At 66.3% G+C, this 17125-nt stretch carries 20 protein-coding genes and 1 pseudogene; 13 read left to right on the top strand and 8 right to left on the bottom strand.

Annotated elements, in window-relative coordinates:
* From ON30_RS31095 to ON30_RS31075, 5 genes and pseudogenes are all read left to right on the top strand, one after another.
* Positions 1-481: pseudogene (locus ON30_RS31095) on the top strand (DNA cytosine methyltransferase); the annotation flags it as partial.
* Positions 482-554: 73 nt separating this feature from the next.
* Complete coding sequence (locus tag ON30_RS31090; RefSeq protein WP_245554301.1) at positions 555-941, top strand: hypothetical protein; 387 nt, start codon at positions 555-557, stop codon at positions 939-941.
* Positions 942-993: 52 nt separating this feature from the next.
* On the top strand, positions 994-1362 hold the full coding sequence (locus tag ON30_RS31085) for an ASCH domain-containing protein (protein ID WP_040713321.1): 369 nt from the start codon (positions 994-996) through the stop codon (positions 1360-1362).
* Complete coding sequence (locus tag ON30_RS31080; protein ID WP_040713320.1) at positions 1355-1792, top strand: DUF3307 domain-containing protein; 438 nt, start codon at positions 1355-1357, stop codon at positions 1790-1792. Before ON30_RS31085 ends, ON30_RS31080 begins: the two co-directional genes overlap by 8 nt.
* A gap of 434 nt (positions 1793-2226) precedes the next feature.
* Complete coding sequence (locus tag ON30_RS31075) at positions 2227-2406, top strand: hypothetical protein (protein WP_040713317.1); 180 nt, start codon at positions 2227-2229, stop codon at positions 2404-2406.
* A gap of 379 nt (positions 2407-2785) precedes the next feature.
* On the opposite strand, the gene ON30_RS31070 is transcribed toward ON30_RS31075, so the two are convergent.
* Positions 2786-3250: a hypothetical protein gene (locus ON30_RS31070; protein ID WP_040713315.1), complete on the bottom strand. Its 465-nt coding sequence runs from the start codon at positions 3248-3250 to the stop codon at positions 2786-2788.
* Positions 3251-3338: 88 nt separating this feature from the next.
* Between ON30_RS31070 and ON30_RS31065 the strand changes: the two genes are divergently transcribed.
* Together ON30_RS31065 and ON30_RS31060 are read left to right on the top strand one after the other, a co-directional pair.
* On the top strand, positions 3339-3728 hold the full coding sequence (locus tag ON30_RS31065; protein WP_040713313.1) for a PadR family transcriptional regulator: 390 nt from the start codon (positions 3339-3341) through the stop codon (positions 3726-3728).
* Positions 3725-4306: a hypothetical protein gene (locus tag ON30_RS31060; protein WP_040713311.1), complete on the top strand. Its 582-nt coding sequence runs from the start codon at positions 3725-3727 to the stop codon at positions 4304-4306. Before ON30_RS31065 ends, ON30_RS31060 begins: the two co-directional genes overlap by 4 nt.
* Before the next feature lie 421 nt (positions 4307-4727).
* On the opposite strand, the gene ON30_RS41880 is transcribed toward ON30_RS31060, so the two are convergent.
* On the bottom strand, positions 4728-4850 hold the full coding sequence (locus ON30_RS41880) for a hypothetical protein (RefSeq protein ID WP_281004774.1): 123 nt from the start codon (positions 4848-4850) through the stop codon (positions 4728-4730).
* 350 nt (positions 4851-5200) lie between these two features.
* Here ON30_RS41880 and ON30_RS31055 point away from each other — a divergent pair, with 350 nt between their 5' ends.
* The gene (locus tag ON30_RS31055; protein ID WP_040713309.1) at positions 5201-6232 is read left to right on the top strand and encodes an Abi family protein; all 1032 of its coding nucleotides are present in this window, start codon (positions 5201-5203) and stop codon (positions 6230-6232) included.
* Positions 6233-6313: 81 nt separating this feature from the next.
* Here ON30_RS31055 and ON30_RS39795 read toward each other — a convergent pair whose 3' ends face one another.
* A complete protein-coding gene (locus ON30_RS39795) occupies positions 6314-6517 on the bottom strand; it encodes a hypothetical protein (RefSeq protein WP_157183976.1) in 204 nt (67 codons plus the stop codon).
* A gap of 358 nt (positions 6518-6875) precedes the next feature.
* On the opposite strand from ON30_RS39795, the gene ON30_RS36665 reads away from it, so the two are divergent.
* Positions 6876-7676, top strand: coding sequence for a TIGR02391 family protein (locus ON30_RS36665; RefSeq protein WP_051030223.1), 801 nt, complete (start codon positions 6876-6878; stop codon positions 7674-7676).
* Here the strand turns inward: ON30_RS36665 and ON30_RS31045 are convergent.
* The 3 genes from ON30_RS31045 to ON30_RS31035 all read right to left on the bottom strand — a co-directional run bounded on the left by ON30_RS31045 (position 7661) and on the right by ON30_RS31035 (position 11372).
* Positions 7661-8227, bottom strand: a complete 567-nt coding sequence (locus ON30_RS31045; RefSeq protein ID WP_040713355.1) for a recombinase family protein — start codon at positions 8225-8227, stop codon at positions 7661-7663. The two genes, ON30_RS36665 and ON30_RS31045, sit on opposite strands and share 16 nt — an antisense overlap.
* 163 nt (positions 8228-8390) lie before the next feature.
* Entirely contained in the window at positions 8391-9869 is a 1479-nt protein-coding gene (locus ON30_RS31040; RefSeq protein ID WP_051030222.1) for a pentapeptide repeat-containing protein, read from the bottom strand.
* Between the two features lie 264 nt (positions 9870-10133).
* The gene (locus tag ON30_RS31035; RefSeq protein WP_083911830.1) at positions 10134-11372 is read right to left on the bottom strand and encodes a DUF4238 domain-containing protein; all 1239 of its coding nucleotides are present in this window, start codon (positions 11370-11372) and stop codon (positions 10134-10136) included.
* A gap of 270 nt (positions 11373-11642) precedes the next feature.
* On the opposite strand from ON30_RS31035, the gene ON30_RS31030 reads away from it, so the two are divergent.
* The 4 genes from ON30_RS31030 to ON30_RS31015 all read left to right on the top strand — a co-directional run bounded on the left by ON30_RS31030 (position 11643) and on the right by ON30_RS31015 (position 14008).
* Entirely contained in the window at positions 11643-12047 is a 405-nt protein-coding gene (locus ON30_RS31030) for a hypothetical protein (protein WP_157183975.1), read from the top strand.
* Between the two features lie 632 nt (positions 12048-12679).
* Complete coding sequence (locus ON30_RS31025) at positions 12680-12895, top strand: hypothetical protein (protein WP_040713297.1); 216 nt, start codon at positions 12680-12682, stop codon at positions 12893-12895.
* 446 nt (positions 12896-13341) lie between these two features.
* Positions 13342-13632: a hypothetical protein gene (locus ON30_RS31020; protein WP_157183974.1), complete on the top strand. Its 291-nt coding sequence runs from the start codon at positions 13342-13344 to the stop codon at positions 13630-13632.
* A 133-nt stretch (positions 13633-13765) separates the two neighbouring features.
* Positions 13766-14008: a hypothetical protein gene (locus tag ON30_RS31015; protein WP_040713292.1), complete on the top strand. Its 243-nt coding sequence runs from the start codon at positions 13766-13768 to the stop codon at positions 14006-14008.
* Between the two features lie 62 nt (positions 14009-14070).
* Here ON30_RS31015 and ON30_RS31010 read toward each other — a convergent pair whose 3' ends face one another.
* Both ON30_RS31010 and ON30_RS36660 read right to left on the bottom strand, forming a co-directional pair.
* The gene (locus tag ON30_RS31010; protein WP_040713289.1) at positions 14071-14478 is read right to left on the bottom strand and encodes a hypothetical protein; all 408 of its coding nucleotides are present in this window, start codon (positions 14476-14478) and stop codon (positions 14071-14073) included.
* A complete protein-coding gene (locus ON30_RS36660) occupies positions 14475-17108 on the bottom strand; it encodes an RRQRL motif-containing zinc-binding protein (protein ID WP_157183973.1) in 2634 nt (877 codons plus the stop codon). The genes ON30_RS31010 and ON30_RS36660 overlap by 4 nt, the downstream gene beginning before the upstream one ends.
* Positions 17109-17125: the final 17 nt, after the last annotated feature.

The following is a 17125-nucleotide window of genomic DNA, read 5'->3' as shown; positions in this document are numbered from 1 at the left end:
CCCGGTCACCGCGGCCGGGGTCATCAAGAACAACGGGAGCATCGACGAAGCGAAATACCGCGCCCACCCCGTCTCCGCGCCGCTCGGAGCCATCACCTCCTCGGCGTCGCAGGGCTTGTTGTTCGGCGGTTGGTACAAGCAGAACGGGCCGACCGGGACCGAGACCGCACCGCACCCGGTCACCGACCCGTTCGGGACCTTCACCTCCCGCGACACCACCGGCCTGCTCACCACCGAGTGGCGCGACGCGCTCGCCGAACTGGCGTTGGAGGACTGCTACTTCCGGATGATGGCCGCCCACGAGGTCGGCCGCGGCTGCGGGTTCGACACCACCTTCCCCGACCGGCCCGGCGAGTTCGTGGTCTGGGGGACCGCACGCGACCAGGTCGACGGATTCGGCAACGCCGTGAGCCCGGCCGTGGGCGCCTGGATCGGCCAACGCCTGCGCGCCGCCCTGCACGCCGTCGAGGCCATCGCCTGACCTCGCACGACCCCACCACACGGCCTGGCCTTCCCGTCAGGCCGTAACCACCCCTCACCGAAGGAGAACACCGTTGAATCCGCTCACCCACCGGCTGCCCCGGATCCTGGCGCGCTGCGTCCGGATCGCGCTGGGGCGCAGGGTCGTCACGCTGTGCGGGAGCATGCGCTTCCGGCAGCAGATGCTCGACATCGCCGCCGAACTCACCGCCGCCGATGTCATCGTGCTCGCCCCGTTCGTCGTGATCGGCCCCGATTCCCAGGCCGGTGCCGTCAAGCAGCGCTTGGACGTGCTGCACCGCCGCAAGATCGACCTCGCCGAGGAGATCGTCGTGGTGTCCGACGAGACCGGCTACTTCGGCGAGTCCACCCGCGCCGAGATCGCCTACGCCACCGCGACCGGCAAGACGGTCACCTACCGCGCCCTGGCCGCCACTGCCGCTGGTTCGGGGACGCGATGAGCGACCTCGACGGCCAGACCCGGAACGAATTCCCGCAGAACAGGAGCACCACATGCCACGCCTGATGGCCGTGTCGCTGACCGAAGCCCAGGTCCGCGACCGCACCAAGACCGTCACCCGCCGCGCCGGATGGCGCGACCTCACCGCTGGAACCCGGTTGACCCTGTGCCGCAAGGTCATGGGCCGCCGCCGCGGCGAACCGCTCGTGCGCATCGTCGACGTCGTTGTCGAGGAGGTGCGCCGCGAGCGCCTGGACGCGATCACCACCGCCGACGTGCGCGCCGAGGGCTTCCCGGACTGGACCCCGGCCGAGTTCATCGACTTCTTCACCCGCACCCACCACGGCTGCACCGGCGACACCGAGGTCACCCGAATCCTGTGGCGGTACCTCGACACCGAGGAGGGGGCCGAGAATGCCTGACCCCACCACCGTCGTTGAGTACGCCGCGACCCTTGCCACCTTCCTGGCCGGGCACAAGGTCGGCGACTACTGGGTCCAGACCCACCACCAGGCCAACCACAAGAGCGGACCCGGCTGGGCCGGACGCTGGGAATGCCTCAAGCACGTCAGCACCTACACCGCCACCCTGGTTGCGATGCTGCTGGTGGTCGCCGCGGTGACCGGACTGCACCTGACGGTCACCGGGGTGATCGCCGGCCAGCTCGTCAGCGCGGGCACGCACTACTTCGCCGACCGGCGTGCACCGCTGCACCGCTTGGCGGTCGCGCTCGGCAACGGCGAGTTCTGGACTGTCGGTGCCGGGCATCTGGGGTCCGGTGCCGCCGCGTTGGATCAGTCCTGGCACGTCGGATGGCTGTGGGTTGCCGCGCTGGTCACTGTGGCGATCTGAGCCCCCTCGACACGAAGATGGCCCCGCCGAATCGGCGGGGCCATCTTCGTTCTAGTCAACAACTTTCGGATGTAAGTCCCTCTGCGGGAAGGACCTCACCGCGAGGTACAACGCCGTGCTGAAAGTGCTACTTCCGAAACTGGTGCCACCAAAGTGCCACTTTTCGTGGCCGATAGGAATGCGGTGACCAGGGACATTGCCGGGTGTTGCCGATTTCGTGGCACCAATGGCACCTCCGGTGGCCCCGTGGCACAGAAAAGTGTCGGTCCGCGTGGTGTAGGTTCAGTCTCACTCCGATTCGGACGCCTAGCAGGCCCTGATCGATCGCGACGCCCTCCCCGATTGGGGAGGGCCTCGAACCCTGTCGCCAAACCGGCGACAGGCCGCCGAGAACGTTTCGGCGGCACTGCGATCGAAAGGACGACGCCCGCTCCATGGACACCGAAGGGGAGGAGTCCCGGCCCGGCCGGGGCGACAGGAACTGGCTTGCGATGGCTATCGCGGCGCTGAGCGTGCTGGAGGTGCTACTCCCCCTGGGGGAGAGCGACACCAGCCCGGCAGCCGTAGCCACCGGGCTGGCGCTGGTGGTACTGCACGCGATCAATGGTTCCTAGGCCGTCATGATCGTGTAGCAGTCAGCGTGGGGTCGGGAGGTGGACACCTCTCGGCCCCATTCCACTCTCTGCGGGGGTACCGTCAACACCCATCTGTTCCGGATAGATCCGGTTGCTTCCTAATGTCCACGGTATCCGTGGGTGGACACTATCACTGACATCCCCAGGTCGAGCGGCCCCTCTGTTCGACATTGAGAAGTTCACAGAGTTCGGATGTCGCAACATTGAGAAGTTCGTTGAGTCTGTGTCCGCTCGTCATGTACTTCTCGTCATGACGTCATGACGAGAAGTACGCGGTTGTATCCGCACGTCACCGCGCCATCATCCGAGGTCTACGAAGTCACCGAACGTCGCACATCTTTCGTTCGGGTCTGCGTGATCAGTCCAGCGCGGTGGCGGCCCGGATCCACACCGCGCGCTCCTGCTCCATCATTTCCAGTGCGGCGTCGGCGGTCGGCTGCTCGGCGGTGCCGCTGATGACGACCAGGCCCGCGCCGATGTGGTGCAGGCCCGCGACACGTTCGCGCCATGCTGCATCGGCCTCCAGTTCGCCCTCGTAGACGACGCCGAGTCCGGCCGGGCCGGTGATCCGCGCCGTGGCCACGCCCGCACCGATCGTCACCGTCCATCCCGGCACCGGATCTCCGAGGAAATCCAGATCACGCATCGGCACCGCGCCGTGCTCGAGAAGTGCGGTGGTCCAGGCGTCCGCGGTGACCAACGCGCCGGACTCGGCGATGTGCACGCTGCGGAACCGCGGCAGCACGATCACGACCGGTGTCGAACCGATGATCGCGGTGAAGGTGGTCGCCTGCTCGATCTCGGGCATCTCGGGGGTCACCATGCCGCGACAGTACCGACCCACCACGCCCTGTAGCGGCCCGCCCCAGACCCTATGCCGGAAACCGGCAGAACCTATGTAGAATATCGGCATGGCTGATGGATTCCGGATCACCAACAACGTGGCGGCGGTCCTACGCGAGTTCCTGGACGACCCCACCGCGCAGCACTACGGGTTCGAGCTGATGCGCGCCTGCGAGATCTCGAGCGGGACGCTGTACCCGATCGTGGCCCGGCTGGAGAAGGCCGGATGGATCGAGGGGCACGTCGAGGACATCGACCCCAAGGCCGAAGGCCGCCCCGCGCGCCGCTACTACACGATGACCGCCGCGGGCGAGTTCGCCGCCACCCAGGCGCTGGACAAACTCGCCGCCCGGCTGCGGCTGCCGGGCTGGTCCCCGCGCCCGGCGACCGGCAACGCCCTGGCCCGGTTCCGGCTGCCCCAGTGGGGCACCGGTACCGCCTTCGGCGGTGCCCTGTGAACCTCTGGGGAATCACGCTGGGCGCCGGAGAGATCGCGCTCACCTTCCTGGGCCTGCTCGCGGGCTTCGTCGTCTACGTCGCCGCGAAGGTGGTGGCCCACCTGGTGAGCGAGGAGGTGGAGGGCAACATCGACCGCCTCGGGTACGGGCTGGTGTACCTGGTCTGCCTGCGCCTGCCCCCCGCGCTGCGCGCGGAGTACTACCAGTGGTGGCGCGCCGATCTCGCCGAGATCTTCCTGCGCCACCACCAACGGCCGATCACCCGGCTGATCTGGGCGGTGCGGTTCGCGGTCCCGCTGCTGTTCACAGGCCGTAAGACCGCACGCATCCTGCACACGGAGGCATTCGTTCCCGCTGCCGAGCATGACCGCTATCAGGGGGCCATCCGCTTCCTCACCTTCTACTCCTCCAGCTGTGCTGTGCTGGCCCTCGCCGGCGTGTTTTTTGCGGCCGCAACCCCCCTCGGCTTCTTGGGCTACTTCATGACGGCTACAGGCTCCATCACAGCCCTCGGCGGTGCCATCGTCGTGATCCGCTTGAGAATATTCGAATCGCGCTCTCGCGAGGAAGGTCGATAGCACCTCCGCGCGTCCATCGTTCCCCGAACGCTTGTTCGATTTCTGGCCGCCGATAAACGGGCGTAAGCGGTGGTCAAAACGAAGGGCACCCTGGAAAGCACTGAAGGCGTCCGACTGGACGCCTTCGGGCTGCCCCTCTGGGCACCGCTCCCTCGCGGGAGCGTCGCCGTCCCTTCTGGGACGTAAGCTGCGGTTCACCCCTGTCGGGTGACCGAGGACCCCCTTGGCGGCGGTCTCCGCCCTGGCCGGGCGTAGGCGTGTGCGATGGCTGCTCGCGGAAGGTTCCGGGCATCGCGCCACAGAACCGTCCGAGAATCGCTCTCGGTCCTCCAGGCATCGCGCCCTGGAGCAGCTTTCGCGGGTCGTGCTTTCCTGCTAAGTCCGGCTGACGGGCCAGACTCTCGATCTTCGACTCGGTCCGTCAACCGAGCAGTTGATCTATGCCGTCCTTGAGCCAGCGGGCGAGTGCGAGGCACAACGGACCCCACTTCGCCACCCGGTTCTTCCAGTCCTCCCGCGGGTTGCGGGGCTTCTGCTCCGGCATAACACCTCCTCTCCAGTTGATCAGCCCCCCACGTGGAGGGACCGCGTCAACCAGCCGAAAAGGCGTCGTCCACAAGATTAGCTGAAGAGGATGCAAATCTGTCCCCTGGGCTGCCTCGACACCCCAGGTCGCCTCGTCACTATGGCCTGGGTTGCTTCCTTCTCTGGCTACAGACTCAGGCAAGGAGGAGCCTTCAGAGGGCTGTCAGAGGTGACGCTCACCCCTCTCACCAGCACCGCTGACACGCCTGCAAGAAGTGTTTGCTTAGGCGTGCCACTGTCCCCTACACTGATGACAATCGTTCGGCCCGCCTCGGTAACCCGGGAGCGGGCCGGATTTATATGTGGGGTATGAGCACGCCTCTCAAACCGTTCCTGTCCATCGATGATCAGGTAGCCCTGCTGGCCGTTCGCGGGATGACGATCGAGCCGACAGATGAGGCGAAGCGATGGCTATCAGCAGTCGGCTACTACCGGCTAAGCGGCTACTCCTACCCCTTCCGGGCCAAAGACCCCACCACCCCCGCCAAGCGGCTCGACACCTTCGTCCTCGGCACCAGCTTCCGTGAGGTGGTCGCGCTCTACGAGTTCGACCGACACCTCAAGACCCTCATCCTCAGCGGCCTGGAGCGCGTCGAGGTCGCCCTGCGCAGCCAGACCGGCCACACGCTGGGAGGCCACGACCCGCTCTCCTACAACGACGCGACCCTGTTCCGTCCCGAGTTCTGCACGCCCGCGGCAGGAGAGAAACTCAGCAACCACGACAAGTGGCTCGATCTCGCCAAACGGCGAGTCAAGCGCGCAGCCGACAGCAACGACCAAGCCGTCGTGCACCACATCAACAACTACGGCGGAATGATCCCGATCTGGGTGTTGACCGACGTCCTCGACTTCGCCGACCTGAGCAAACTCTTCGCCGGGCTGACTGCTCCCAATCAGGCGCAGATCATGGATTGGTTCGGCATCCGGCGCCCTGCCCCCGATCCCGCCCAGAGCAAGTCCAGCCGCGTGCGCGACCACAAGCGGTGGAACCGCAATCCTCCCCTGGCCAGCTGGCTGCTGCACCTGAGCATCGTGCGCAACATCTGCGCCCACCATGGGCGCCTGTGGAACCGGCAGCTCACCCCGGTCGGCACACCCACGCTCAAACACCTGCCCGGCTTCGATGGCCTGCCACCGGACCAGTTCGAGTCGGTCTACGGCACGATCTGCCTCATCACGTTCCTGCTGAACACCACCTCACCCGGCCACACCTGGACCCGCAAAATCGCCCACCTCGTCCAGAACACCTTCGCCGACTTCACCATCCGGCAGGAGATCGAGATGGGATTCCCCGCCGGATGGCAGGAACTACCACTCTGGAAAGCCGCCCTCGCCAGCTGAGCATCTGACAGAGAACAAAAAGAGGGACCCGCACCACACCGCGCGGGTCCCTCTTTTTGGCTGTGGGGCGGCGGCCGTTGATCAGGCCAACAGCACCAGCACTCCTATCACCGCGAACGTTCCGACGATCGCGGCACCGGTCGTCAGCAGTCCACGCATGATGGCTGCGGCGAGATCGGTGGGGTTGCTCTTCTTGGACAGCGCCCCGATCACGACTCCCGACAGCGAACCAAAGAGTGCGACCGCAACACAGATCAAAGCGATTGTTGTACCTGGGAGGTCCATCTTCCGTCTCTCTTGTTCAGAGAGAGCCGAGGCTGAGTTTGGGCATGCGAAACGCAGCCGCGACTCTCGAAGCGGCGGCGGGCGGCGCAGCCTCGCAGCGATAAGGTGTCCCGGCTGAACACCACAGCGATGGGGAAGACGCCAATTCCCCGCGGCTGCCCAGGTTCCTGCCGTACATAATCGCACGCCGGTGTGGCTGGAACTACCGCCAGGACACCGCCACGCCGTACCCGACAACGACTGACGAGGTCCGTGGTGATCGTCGCGATGTCTGGAGAGTCGATCCTTTACGAGACATCCGCCACGCCAACTTGTTTCCGCAGGCCAGCCGTATAACCGCTGTCGTGTACACGCCAGGATGAGCGATCATGAGGCCGTGAACCTTGCAGGCGTCGACATTTGGAGTGTCCGAGAAACGCTCGAGGAGGCAGTGCGGCAGCTCTCGCCCTCGCATGAGGACCTCGTCCACCGCGCGGCCAGTCCCAGGTCATTTTCGGAAAGGCAGATGCGCCCGGCCAGCGGTGCCGATGATGCCTACTTCGTCGTGGAGCAGGTTCGCATGATCTTGGACCGGTTGTACCCGCAGTGGAGAGAGGAACATCCGACGGACGGTCGCGGTTACCGCTACACATACCTGCTGGAAGCAATCAAGAGCCTGATCGCCAGGATTCAAGTGCACGAGCACACCACGAAGATGCTTGGTGGGATGGACAGCTCGCCGCAGATCGCGGCCAGTTCGCTCCACCACCTCATCTGGCAAGCCGCAGCCCCGCAATGGAGCACAGGCCACCGTCACGAAGCTGTGTTCGCCGCAGCCAAAGCCGTCAACTCGATGCTTCAATCGAAGGTCGGGCGGCGAGACGTCGCAGACGCCCACCTGGTCAAACAGGCATTCTCCAACGATCCCGCTGAGCCGGGTAAATCTCGGCTCCGCTTCCCACATATCGAGGATGCCCAGACAGCCAAGTCGATGGTCAATGGTGCCAGAGAGTTCGGCTCAGGGTGTTTCGCCGCTATCCGCAACCCGGTCGGACACCTCCCGAACGATCAGATCGAACTCGACGATCAGACTGCGCTAGAGCGTCTGGCAGCGTGGAGCCTGTTCGCTAGGTGGATCGATGAGGCTCAGCTTGAGCGGTCTGCTCAACCTCCGGCTTGAGCAGTACTTACCTCGCCATGAACGACGGCGAGGCTGACGCCGACACCGCGGGCGATCTCGCGCAGGGATTGGCCTTCGGCGCGGCGGGCGAGGATGGCGCGTCGTTTGTCGTCGTCGATGACGGTGGGTCGCCCGCCGCGGCGGCCGCGGCGGGCGGCGGCGTCGAGTCCGTCGCGGGTTTTGCGGACGATGTCGCGGCGCCGGTCCTCGGCCAGGGCGAGGGCCAGGTCGAGGATGAGGCTGCGTTCGGTGTGCTCGCCCGCGGCGATCCCGGCCAGGATCTTCACCTGGATGCCTTGTTGGAACAGGTCGTTGAGGACGATCAACCCTTCGAGGAGGTTGCGCCCGAGGCGGTCGGCTTCCTGGACGGTGAGCATGTCGCCGGGGCGCATGTAGTCCAGCGCGGCCTGCAACCCCGGCCGGTCGGCGAGTTTCAGGCTGCCGCTGATCTTCTCCTCGAAGACCTTCACGCAGATCGGGTCGAGGTCGTCGTGCTGGCGCGCGGTCTCCTGCCGACTCGTACTCACCCGGACCAGACCGACCAACGCCATGAAACCCACTCCGCCCGTTCGGAAAACGTGTTCGACAACCGGGTGGGAGCCTACCGGTTTCCGAACGGGTTTCCGAACACCCGCTCCTGCGAGTCCTCACTCACCGCCAGCGGCGCGCCGGGGTGTTCGGGAAACGAACGATTCCCGAACACGAGCCGAGAGACTATGAGGTCGTCGAAACGGTGGGTGGCCAGTCCTGCGGCTCGATATTGACAGGCTTCTGGCTGACATCGTGACCCCAGTCGAACATCGGTGCCGGAGGACCCCACTGCTTGGGGTTGACGAAGCTGACGGCCGCGGCGCCAAATTCCACACCTACGAAGCGGACACTGCCGAAGAAGGTCGCCTCGTCGAACCGGGTGTCGCCAGCGAAGGCCGCCCTGTCGAACCAGGTGTCGCCGGAAAAGGTCGCCTCGTCGAACCAGGTGTCGTCAGCGAAGGTTGCCCTGCTGAACCGGGCGGTGCCAGCGAAGGTCGCCTTGTCGAACCATGCCTCGCCAGCGAAGGTTGCCTTGGCGAACCATGCCTCGCCAGCGAAGGTTGCCCCGCTGAACCGGGCGGTGCCAGCGAAGGCCGCCCTGTCGAACCGGGTGGCACCGGAGAAGGTCGCTCTGCTGAACCAGGTGTTGTCGCCAGCGAAGGTCGTCTCGCTGAACCAGGTGTCGCCAGCGAAAGTCGCCTTGTAGAACCAGGCATCGCCAGCGAACGTTGCCCCGCTGAACCGGATGGCGCCGGAGAAGGTCACCTTGTCGAACTGGGTGGTGCCAGCGAAGGACGCCCCGACGAACCGGGTGTCGCCGGAGAAGATCGCCTCGTCGAACTCGGCAGTGCCGGAGAAGGTGGTGTTGGCGAACTCAGTGCGGCCGGAAAAGGTTGCCCCGACGAACCTGGCGTCACCGGCGAAGGTGGTGTTGCTCAGATCGACGTCTTCGAGATGTGCGGTCCGGAAGTCGAAGTTGCTCGCGGACCAACTGTAGTCAGCCTTCGGACGCAGATGGTCAGCTATGACGCGAACGATGGTGGCACGGACTTCTCGATCGTTCTGCCGATACTCGACGTGTTCCTCAGTCTCTCCACGAACGCGCCCGCGTTCTACGCGGGGGGCTTTGACCACGAGTTTCGTGCGGCCACTGGCACCGTGCTCCGCGTCGTAGGGCAGGCGCAGGTAGCCGCAGAGGACGTCGATGCACTGCTGGCGGCGCGTGCCCTCGGATTCATCGGCGACACCGGCCATCGCGTACACCCCCGCGATCCGGACCGCGACATCGGTCGCGCCGAGTTGCGCGGCGGCGGCGCCGAAGCGTTCGACGAACCGTGACTGTTCGAGGTCTCGCTGACGCCGGTAGGCGATGACCAGGGCAACGACGCCGCCGACGCCGGCGACGACGGTCAACGCGACGCGGGTGATGTCGATCTCGGCGGCACCCTTGCTCGCGTCGACCGGGGTGATCCAGCGCAGGAACCCGTACGCGGCGGCCGCCACACCGAGCCCAGCGGTCAGGGCTAGCAGGACCGCGGGCAGTAGTCGGATCCGTCCGGCGCGGCGCCCGATCGCCGCGCGGGAGTCCGCGCTCAGTCGCGCGCGCAGCGTGGCGGATTTCGTACGTGCCTGCGCGCGAACCGCGCTCACCCTCCCGGCCATCGCACGATTCTGCGCGATCCCGCGTCCTACCACCCAGTAGCCCGCCAGACCACCACCCGGCCGAAGCGATCGAGTCGTTCAGAAAGCGGTCGATTTCCGAACACGAATCGCGGTTTAGTTCGCAGCGACCTGGTGGTGATTCTGTCACCACCCAACCGGATGGACGCCGCCACCGCCAGCGATAATGGAAGCCGAACGGGCTGCTGGATCGGTCGGTCCACTACCACATCCCGTGCAGGCTCCTGTTCGCCGTCAGCGGCACGATCATCGACGGCGCCGCTTCTTCTTTCGCGGCGGTCGCCAAGGCTCCGGCTCGGGGTTGTACGCCACTCGTCCGTTGTGACCGAGGTTCGCCAGACTCGGGTACTGGTGGGCGGACCAGCCGGGCCACCACCGCGCCACCGGCCACGGGGGTGCGTGCGGATCGTCCTGCCATCGCGTCGGCGCGTACTGGCGGTACAGATCTCCCTTGGCACCTTCGACCTGTGCGAGTGGACCTTCGGTCTTCATCGCCTCAGGCGGCAGCGGCGGAACGGTGAGGCGCTCAGCGACTTTGCGCCGGGGACGCTCGAAAGCCCACCGCGTCGACCCCGCGATGATCTCCTGATTGATCTCTGCTGTCTCGGTGTGATCGAGCACCAGCGGCCCTCGTGGAGCCATGTCGGGGTGAAACATGACGAGAAGGTGGGAGGGGTCCAGCGGGAACAGGACCGCACCGCTCGATTCGACTCCGCTTCTTTCGCCGCGCGGCGCGCCCGGCCCGGCGACCCGGACGACCGGCTCGTCGCACGTCACCAGGATCGGCGGCGTCTCGTAGACCAGCCATTCGCGGTGAACGAATCGCTCGGCAACGTCTTCGGCCATCTCGGCCGACTGAAGGACCAACTGGGCATCCTCTATTCGCGCAACGATTTCGCCGGTCTGGAGACCGTCCAGGAACGCGCGATGCTGAGCGATCAGTTCGTCGGTGGGTTCCATGCCATGATCACGCAGTTTCTGCACGATCGTCTTATCGCTGACATCGGCGTACAGGAGCTTGTAGCCGTCCGTGAGTATCTGGTGTGCCCGGGTTCTGAACTCCCGCCCGCGGGTCGCGGTCAGTCCGAGATACATGGCGAACAGCACGAACGTCTCGGCGCCGAGTTCGCGTGTGTCGCCGTGCCGGATCAGGCCATCGATTGCCTGCACCGCGTGGCCTTCGATCTTGCTGAGGTAGGTCTCGAACAGCAGTGGCGGTAACGTGTCCGGGTCGATGTCGGGGTGTTCGAGTCGGTAGAAATCGGTTTCGCGGGCGGCTTTCTTAGGCGCGACGCAGTAGCTGCGGTGTTCGTCCACCTCGGTGACACGAACTTCACTGCGTCCCTTACCGTCCGGCTCCGCCCACCGTTGCAGATAAGAACCAGGTACGAGGTGATGCTTACGTGGCGGCGATCCCGCAGCGTTCCGCTTCGCTTCCTCCATCAATCGGCGAAACGCGGGTGGGTGGCCTTTGCGGCGCGTCATGGGCTCATGATCCGCCCGAGGTCTGGACCTTTCCTAATCCAACGCGTCGGCGTGTCCGCGGGCCAAACAGGCTCTGCGACCACTCGACCGCCTGACACACCCGACTACGGATCAGAAGGTTAGGACCCCGCCCAGCGGGCGTCGCGATGAGGTTCCGGCGGAGTCGCACTGCTCGCGGGAAACCATCGAGGTCGTTCGATGAGGTTCCTCGAATCCACTGGGGCGCATACCGTTGGATGAACCACGTTCATCAACCTCGGGGGGACCGTGATGCTCGACTTCGAGAAGCGCTACAAACTGGTCATCGCCGACGCCAGGAAGCTCGGCGATGATCCCAGTGTCGACCGGATCGCTGAACTGCGCGAGGAACTCGAACGGCTCGAGCAGGACCTCGCTGACGCCACCCGCGACCTGGCTCCCGCCCGTCGTGAGGCCCTGCGCGAGATCGGCCATCACGCCCGGTCTCTTCTCACCGCCGCGGCCGATCGCGCGCGGCGGGTCCGACAGGAGAAGGTCGCCCGTCGGGCCCGCGAGATCCACGCCGCCCTGCACCCGACAGTCTTGGGCCCCGAGTCCTCTCCCACCGAGGCCGTCCGCGACAACGACCGCGGTACGTGGTGGGAGGTCGACGGGTGGGGACGCACGACCGGTCCGGACCGTGGTCGGGACCGGTAGAAACTCGCGATCTTCCGACGCCTTTCTCCGACGCCGTGCTGGAGGACGCGACCTGGGAGTTCCGCGTCTCGGGTCGGGTGTCGGAGAACCGATCGATTCTCCGACAACGCCAGTGGCGAGCCTTAGCAGCGGGTCTGGGATCCGGTCGAGGACAAGATGCTCAACTTCGCTTATCGGCCGAAGAACTGGCAGCCCGGATCAAGCGGGCGATCGGTACCGGCCTCGCTGCAAAATTCTCCAACCTGCGCAAGATGGTGCCGGACCACCATCAACGACTTCATGAGGTGGATGTACACCGAGGGCTATGACAACCACGTCGACCCCAAATACCGGGTGCGAGCTGGCGCTCGAATGTCCTGAGTAAGCCGCTGCGGTTGTGAGAAATCGCCGTGCGGCGGCGATTTCGCTCCGCACCTTCGTCCGCTGGTGTCGCGGGTTCGCATATGATCTGGTCGTGGATTTCCGGTGATCACTCACCGGCCTCGGCCGCCGCGGATCGCGTGGCGAGTGGGGAGGACCTGAGCAGTCGTCACGCTCGGTGCTTCTCTGCCCGTCACGAAGAATGTGCCGTGCCCAGGAGTCATGGTCTGGCTCACTGATCTCGCGAGGGATCGATAGGTGCTGGAGGCCGTATGGCTGAGCCCACAGAGAAGAAGGAAGAAAAGAAGAAGGACTGTCGCCGCCTCAAGCGGTTCGTCCAGTGGGTCGTCCAAGTGGTTGCGCTCGTGCGTACCGTCAGGACGGTGTGGCAGTGGGGTAGCCAGGTCGACTGGCATACCGTGACCGCCGCCGACCCGTTGGAGCGGGTGCTGGCGGCGGTCGTCATGGTGATACAGGCTCTGATCTAGCTGCTAGACCGGTCAGAACCACCTTGTCGGAGCCCTCGACTGGCAGGTCGGGGGCTCCGCGCATTCCCGAGGAAACCTCGGTGCAGCAACGCAGCAATGCAGTACACGCTGCGGTGCATAGTTTACACACCGCGTCCGTAAATAGCAGGTCAGGGCCGCAAAGGGTGTATGCACGATTCCGTGCGGATCGTTGACCGAGCGGTCATTGGATGACCGTCTACCGCGAGGGTGCCTAGGCCGTGTTGGTGGTCGAACAGCATCGGATCGGTTTCGCGGCCGACTCTGGCATGACCGTTCCTTCCCGCTGATTCCTGACGTGGTAAACCCACTGCTGTTTCCGTAATCCGTTCTGCCGAAGTGCGGTTCCGCTTTATCCGGAGAAGATTCGATCTTGATAGGCCGGAAGTGTTGTGGTCCATCGGGGACGCGGATGGATACTCGAACGTGTGAGCGAATCGCGAGGGTGGGCGCCGACCTATCACGTCGGCGGCCGGATGGTGGACGATCCGTCGCGGCTCTATCAGGTGCGCGGCGGCGGGTGGGTCGAACCCGCGCCGCGAGCCTGCCCGAACGGGCACAAGTTCGGGCCGGGGACCTGTCTGGTCGGCTCGTTGGCGTGCACGAAGGTCGGGGGCTCGCACCGCACCCACATCTGCGTGGCCTGCGACGCGGTGATCTACACCCCGCCCGCCCGACCTGACTGCGACCATGACATGCGGTCCGTGCCCGTGCGCTGACCCGGTCGGTTCCTCGCGATTGTCGGCGGCGGCGGGCATACTCGCGCTGTTCAGAATGATTTCGGGACAAGGGGGACCGCTGATGTTGTACGCGTGCGTGAATTCGTCGTGTCCTGATCGGTACCACCCCACGATGGTCTGTCCCCGCCCCTACGTCATCGAGATGCGGCCGATCACGCAGCGTGACTTGCGGGCTTTCGAGCATTACCGCCGCACCGAAGCCGCGGGCGGGTTTTCCGTGGGGCCGATCCTTCCCCGCGTTCGGCGGCGCCGAGCCTCTGAGCAGATACCTCGGGTGTCGGTGGGTGGGGTGCTGACCACGCTGTTGTACGTGGTGCTGGCGGTCGGGTTCTTGTGCGTGATGTTCCTTGCCTGACCACCGAAACCATTGAGGGCCACCCGGATATCCGGGTGGCCCTCAATGGTTTCGGAAAGCGGTTACGGCAGGCGGTTGGCGATCTGGCCGAGGTACTCGGACTCGCGCAGGCCGTCGGCGTAGAGCGTGCTGATCGCGACGTTCACGGTGGAGGGAAATCCAGCGGCGGCCAGGGCCGATGGCAGTTCTCCGAGCAGGTCGCGGAACTCGTCGCGCAGAACTTCGACCTCACCGCCGAGGCCGATCCGCCACAGCGTGAAGTCGAGGTTCTGGAGGACTTTGGCCAGCTCGTAGTCCGGCCCGTCGATGAGGCCGAGCTGGCGGCCCAGGATTGCGGTCTCGACCGAGCCGCGCGAGATCGTCATCCCCACGACGACGCGTTCGTGCAGTTCGTAGGCGCTGAGTTCGTCGGTGGTGGTGGGGGTTTCGAGGGTGGTCATGGTGTTCTCCTGGTCTGGGGTGGTGGTCATCGGCCCATGTCGGGTTCGTGGAGGTGGCGTGGTCCGGGTTCGGCGCCGACAGCGGGAGTGGGCCGGGTGGCGGTGGTGGTGCGGGCGGCGCGTTCGGCGGGGGTGGAGCGACCGGCGGCGACGGCGGCGGCTTGGGCGGACTGGTCGTCGCGGTGGGCCCGGACTTGGTCGCGGCGGTTGTCCCACTGTTCGCGCCGGTCCAGGGCGGTTTGTCCGGCCTGCGCGGCCGCGCGGGCACCGGTGTCGATCGCGGCGCGGACCGCGATTTTGGTGGGGACGTCGATCCCGGCGTCGCCGAGTGCGCGCCCGAGCCGGTCGCTGGCTTCGCGGTAGTCCTGGCGGGCCTTGTCCATTCCGGCGTAGGGCCCGCCCGCGATGGAGCTGAGGGTGTTGCGCATGCCATCGATCGCGCTGCCGAGCCGCCGGCCTTTCTCGTTCTCGTGCCCGCGTGTGGAGGCGGGCACGAGTTCGTGGACCTTGTCGCGGGTGGCGGCGGCCAGACCGGAACCGGTGACCTGGTCACGCATGAAGTCGGCTTCGGTCTTGGTGCGCTCGTCGGCGAAGACCAGCTCGGGCAGCTGATTGCGTTCGAGGATGCGGCCGGTCTGGACGTCGGTGAGGGTGGCCAGTACCTGTCCGCGCTCGACCTCGGCGAGACCCAGTCGGTCTGGACCGACCGCGGCGCGCAGGGTCTCGGCGGTCTCAGCCATGCGCGCGATCCGGTCCCCGGTCTCGTCGGAGATCCCCAGGTGTTCAGGGTTTTCCTGGGAGAAGCTGGCGTAGGAGTCGGCGATGTAGTCGGCGGTCATCCGCTCTTCTTCGGCGTCGTTGACGAAGGATTCGAGGGTGGACAGGACCTCGTCGCGGTCGATGTGGTCGGGCCAGATGTCGAGGTCGACGGTCTTTCGGGCGGTGAGAGCGCGCCCGACCTCCCGCACGGCCTGCTGATCGGTTTCGGTCATGACCGAGATCTCCTCGGTCATCTCCGCGGCCGCCATTTGTCGCCCGGTGAAGGCGCGCAGCAGCGCGCCGACGCGGCCGCGGGTCTCCTCGCCCGGATCGACCGTCACCGGGGACGTGAGCAGGTCGTGGCCGTCGACGTCGCCGCGGGCGTAGTCGATGGTGAACTCCAGGGCGGACCGGTCGGACTCGGGCATCCGCACTTCGGCCAACGCCAGGCTCAGCGCCGCGCGGCGCTCGCGACGGCTGTCCAGGTAGAGCTGTGGGGTGTCGGTGACGGCCGCTTCCGGGCCCCGCCACGCGTGCAGCCGCTCGGCGACGGCTCGGCCGATCTCCTCGCTCAACGGGGTGGCCGAGACGGCCTCGATCGCGGCGGTCTCGCGTGCCCACTCCGCGCGGGCCTCGGTGCGAATCTGGGCGGCGGGTGCGTCGAATTCCGGATCGATCTGCACGGTCCCGGTGGCGGTGTCGACGATTACGCCCCACTCGTGGTGGTAGGTCTCGGCGATCTCGTCGGCCTGTTGCGCGGCGACCTGGGAGCCGAAACTCCACATCAGCGCGTCGGCGAACCGGGTGACTCGCTCGTAGCGGTTCTTCTCCGGTTCGCCGAGTCGTGCCTCGACCTTCTCGACCGCTTTGAGGACCCCTTTCTCCAGTTCGGCGTAGGTGCCTTCCTGCTGGGCCTGGTCGGCCATCCGGTCGAGTTCCCCGCGTCGGTTGTTGGCCTGGTTGACCGCGACGCGTGCGTGCATGTACGCCACGCGCTGACCGTGACCGGTTGGAGGATGCCAACCGTCGAGGCGGGCGGACATGTCGTCGAGGTCGACGGTCACGCCGTAGCGCTGGGCGAAGTGGTAGGTCAGCTCACCGAACTTGGCTGTGGCGGCGGGGAATTCGCCGTACCAGGCGGCCGAGGCGGCCAACGCCTCCGCGTCGAGGTCGGGATACTGCCCGAACGTGACCCGACTCAGATAGCGGTTCTGTTCGGCGCGGGTCTGCTCGAGACGTTCGCGCCGCTGCGGGTCGCCGCTCATCTGCGCGGCGTCGATCACGTCGCGGGTGCCGCGCGCCCGGAACATCGCCGCAGCCGCGTACCCGAATGCCTGCTCGCGCTTGATCTGATCGGTCTCGCGTTCGACGGTGGGCGCGTTCGCGGGCGTAGGGAACTCCGCGGCGGGTCGGGTCTCGTCGATGACTACACCGAAGGTCGCGCCGGGGGCGAAGTGGTAGGTCGGGGTGCCGTCGGGGCCGATGGTCACCTCCTGCGGGCGCGGCGTGCTGACGTGCATTTCGGGCATGGTGTTCTCCTTCGTGGGGTGAGGTCCGGCCCAGGTGGGGCCGGGGTCGACCTCGGTGGTGAGGTCGGCGCGTGTGAGTCCGCGGCGTTCGGCGGCGCGGGCCTGGTGCTCGCGGATCGCTTTGGCGACGGCGAGCAGTTGGGCGGGGGTGGCGGTGCGTTTGGGCGTGGCCAGCCGGGAGTCGTAGAGGTGAGCGACGATCTCGCGGCCGTAGCGGCGGCGGACCATCTTCGAGACGGGTTCGTGTCCGCCGGGCGCGAGACCCGCCGCCCGGAGTTGGCGGCGGGTCTTGAGGTGCGCGGGTGCGGCCATCCACGGGTAGCAGTCCAGGTGTGGGCCGCTACCGGTGGATGTTTCGAGCGGTGGTGCCATCGGTTCCCCCCTTGGAA

Origin of the sequence: Nocardia takedensis NBRC 100417, from assembly GCF_000308695.1 — a bacterium.
GTDB classification, from domain to species: domain Bacteria; phylum Actinomycetota; class Actinomycetes; order Mycobacteriales; family Mycobacteriaceae; genus Nocardia; species Nocardia takedensis.
This window is presented reverse-complemented; position numbering and strand designations above follow the sequence as displayed.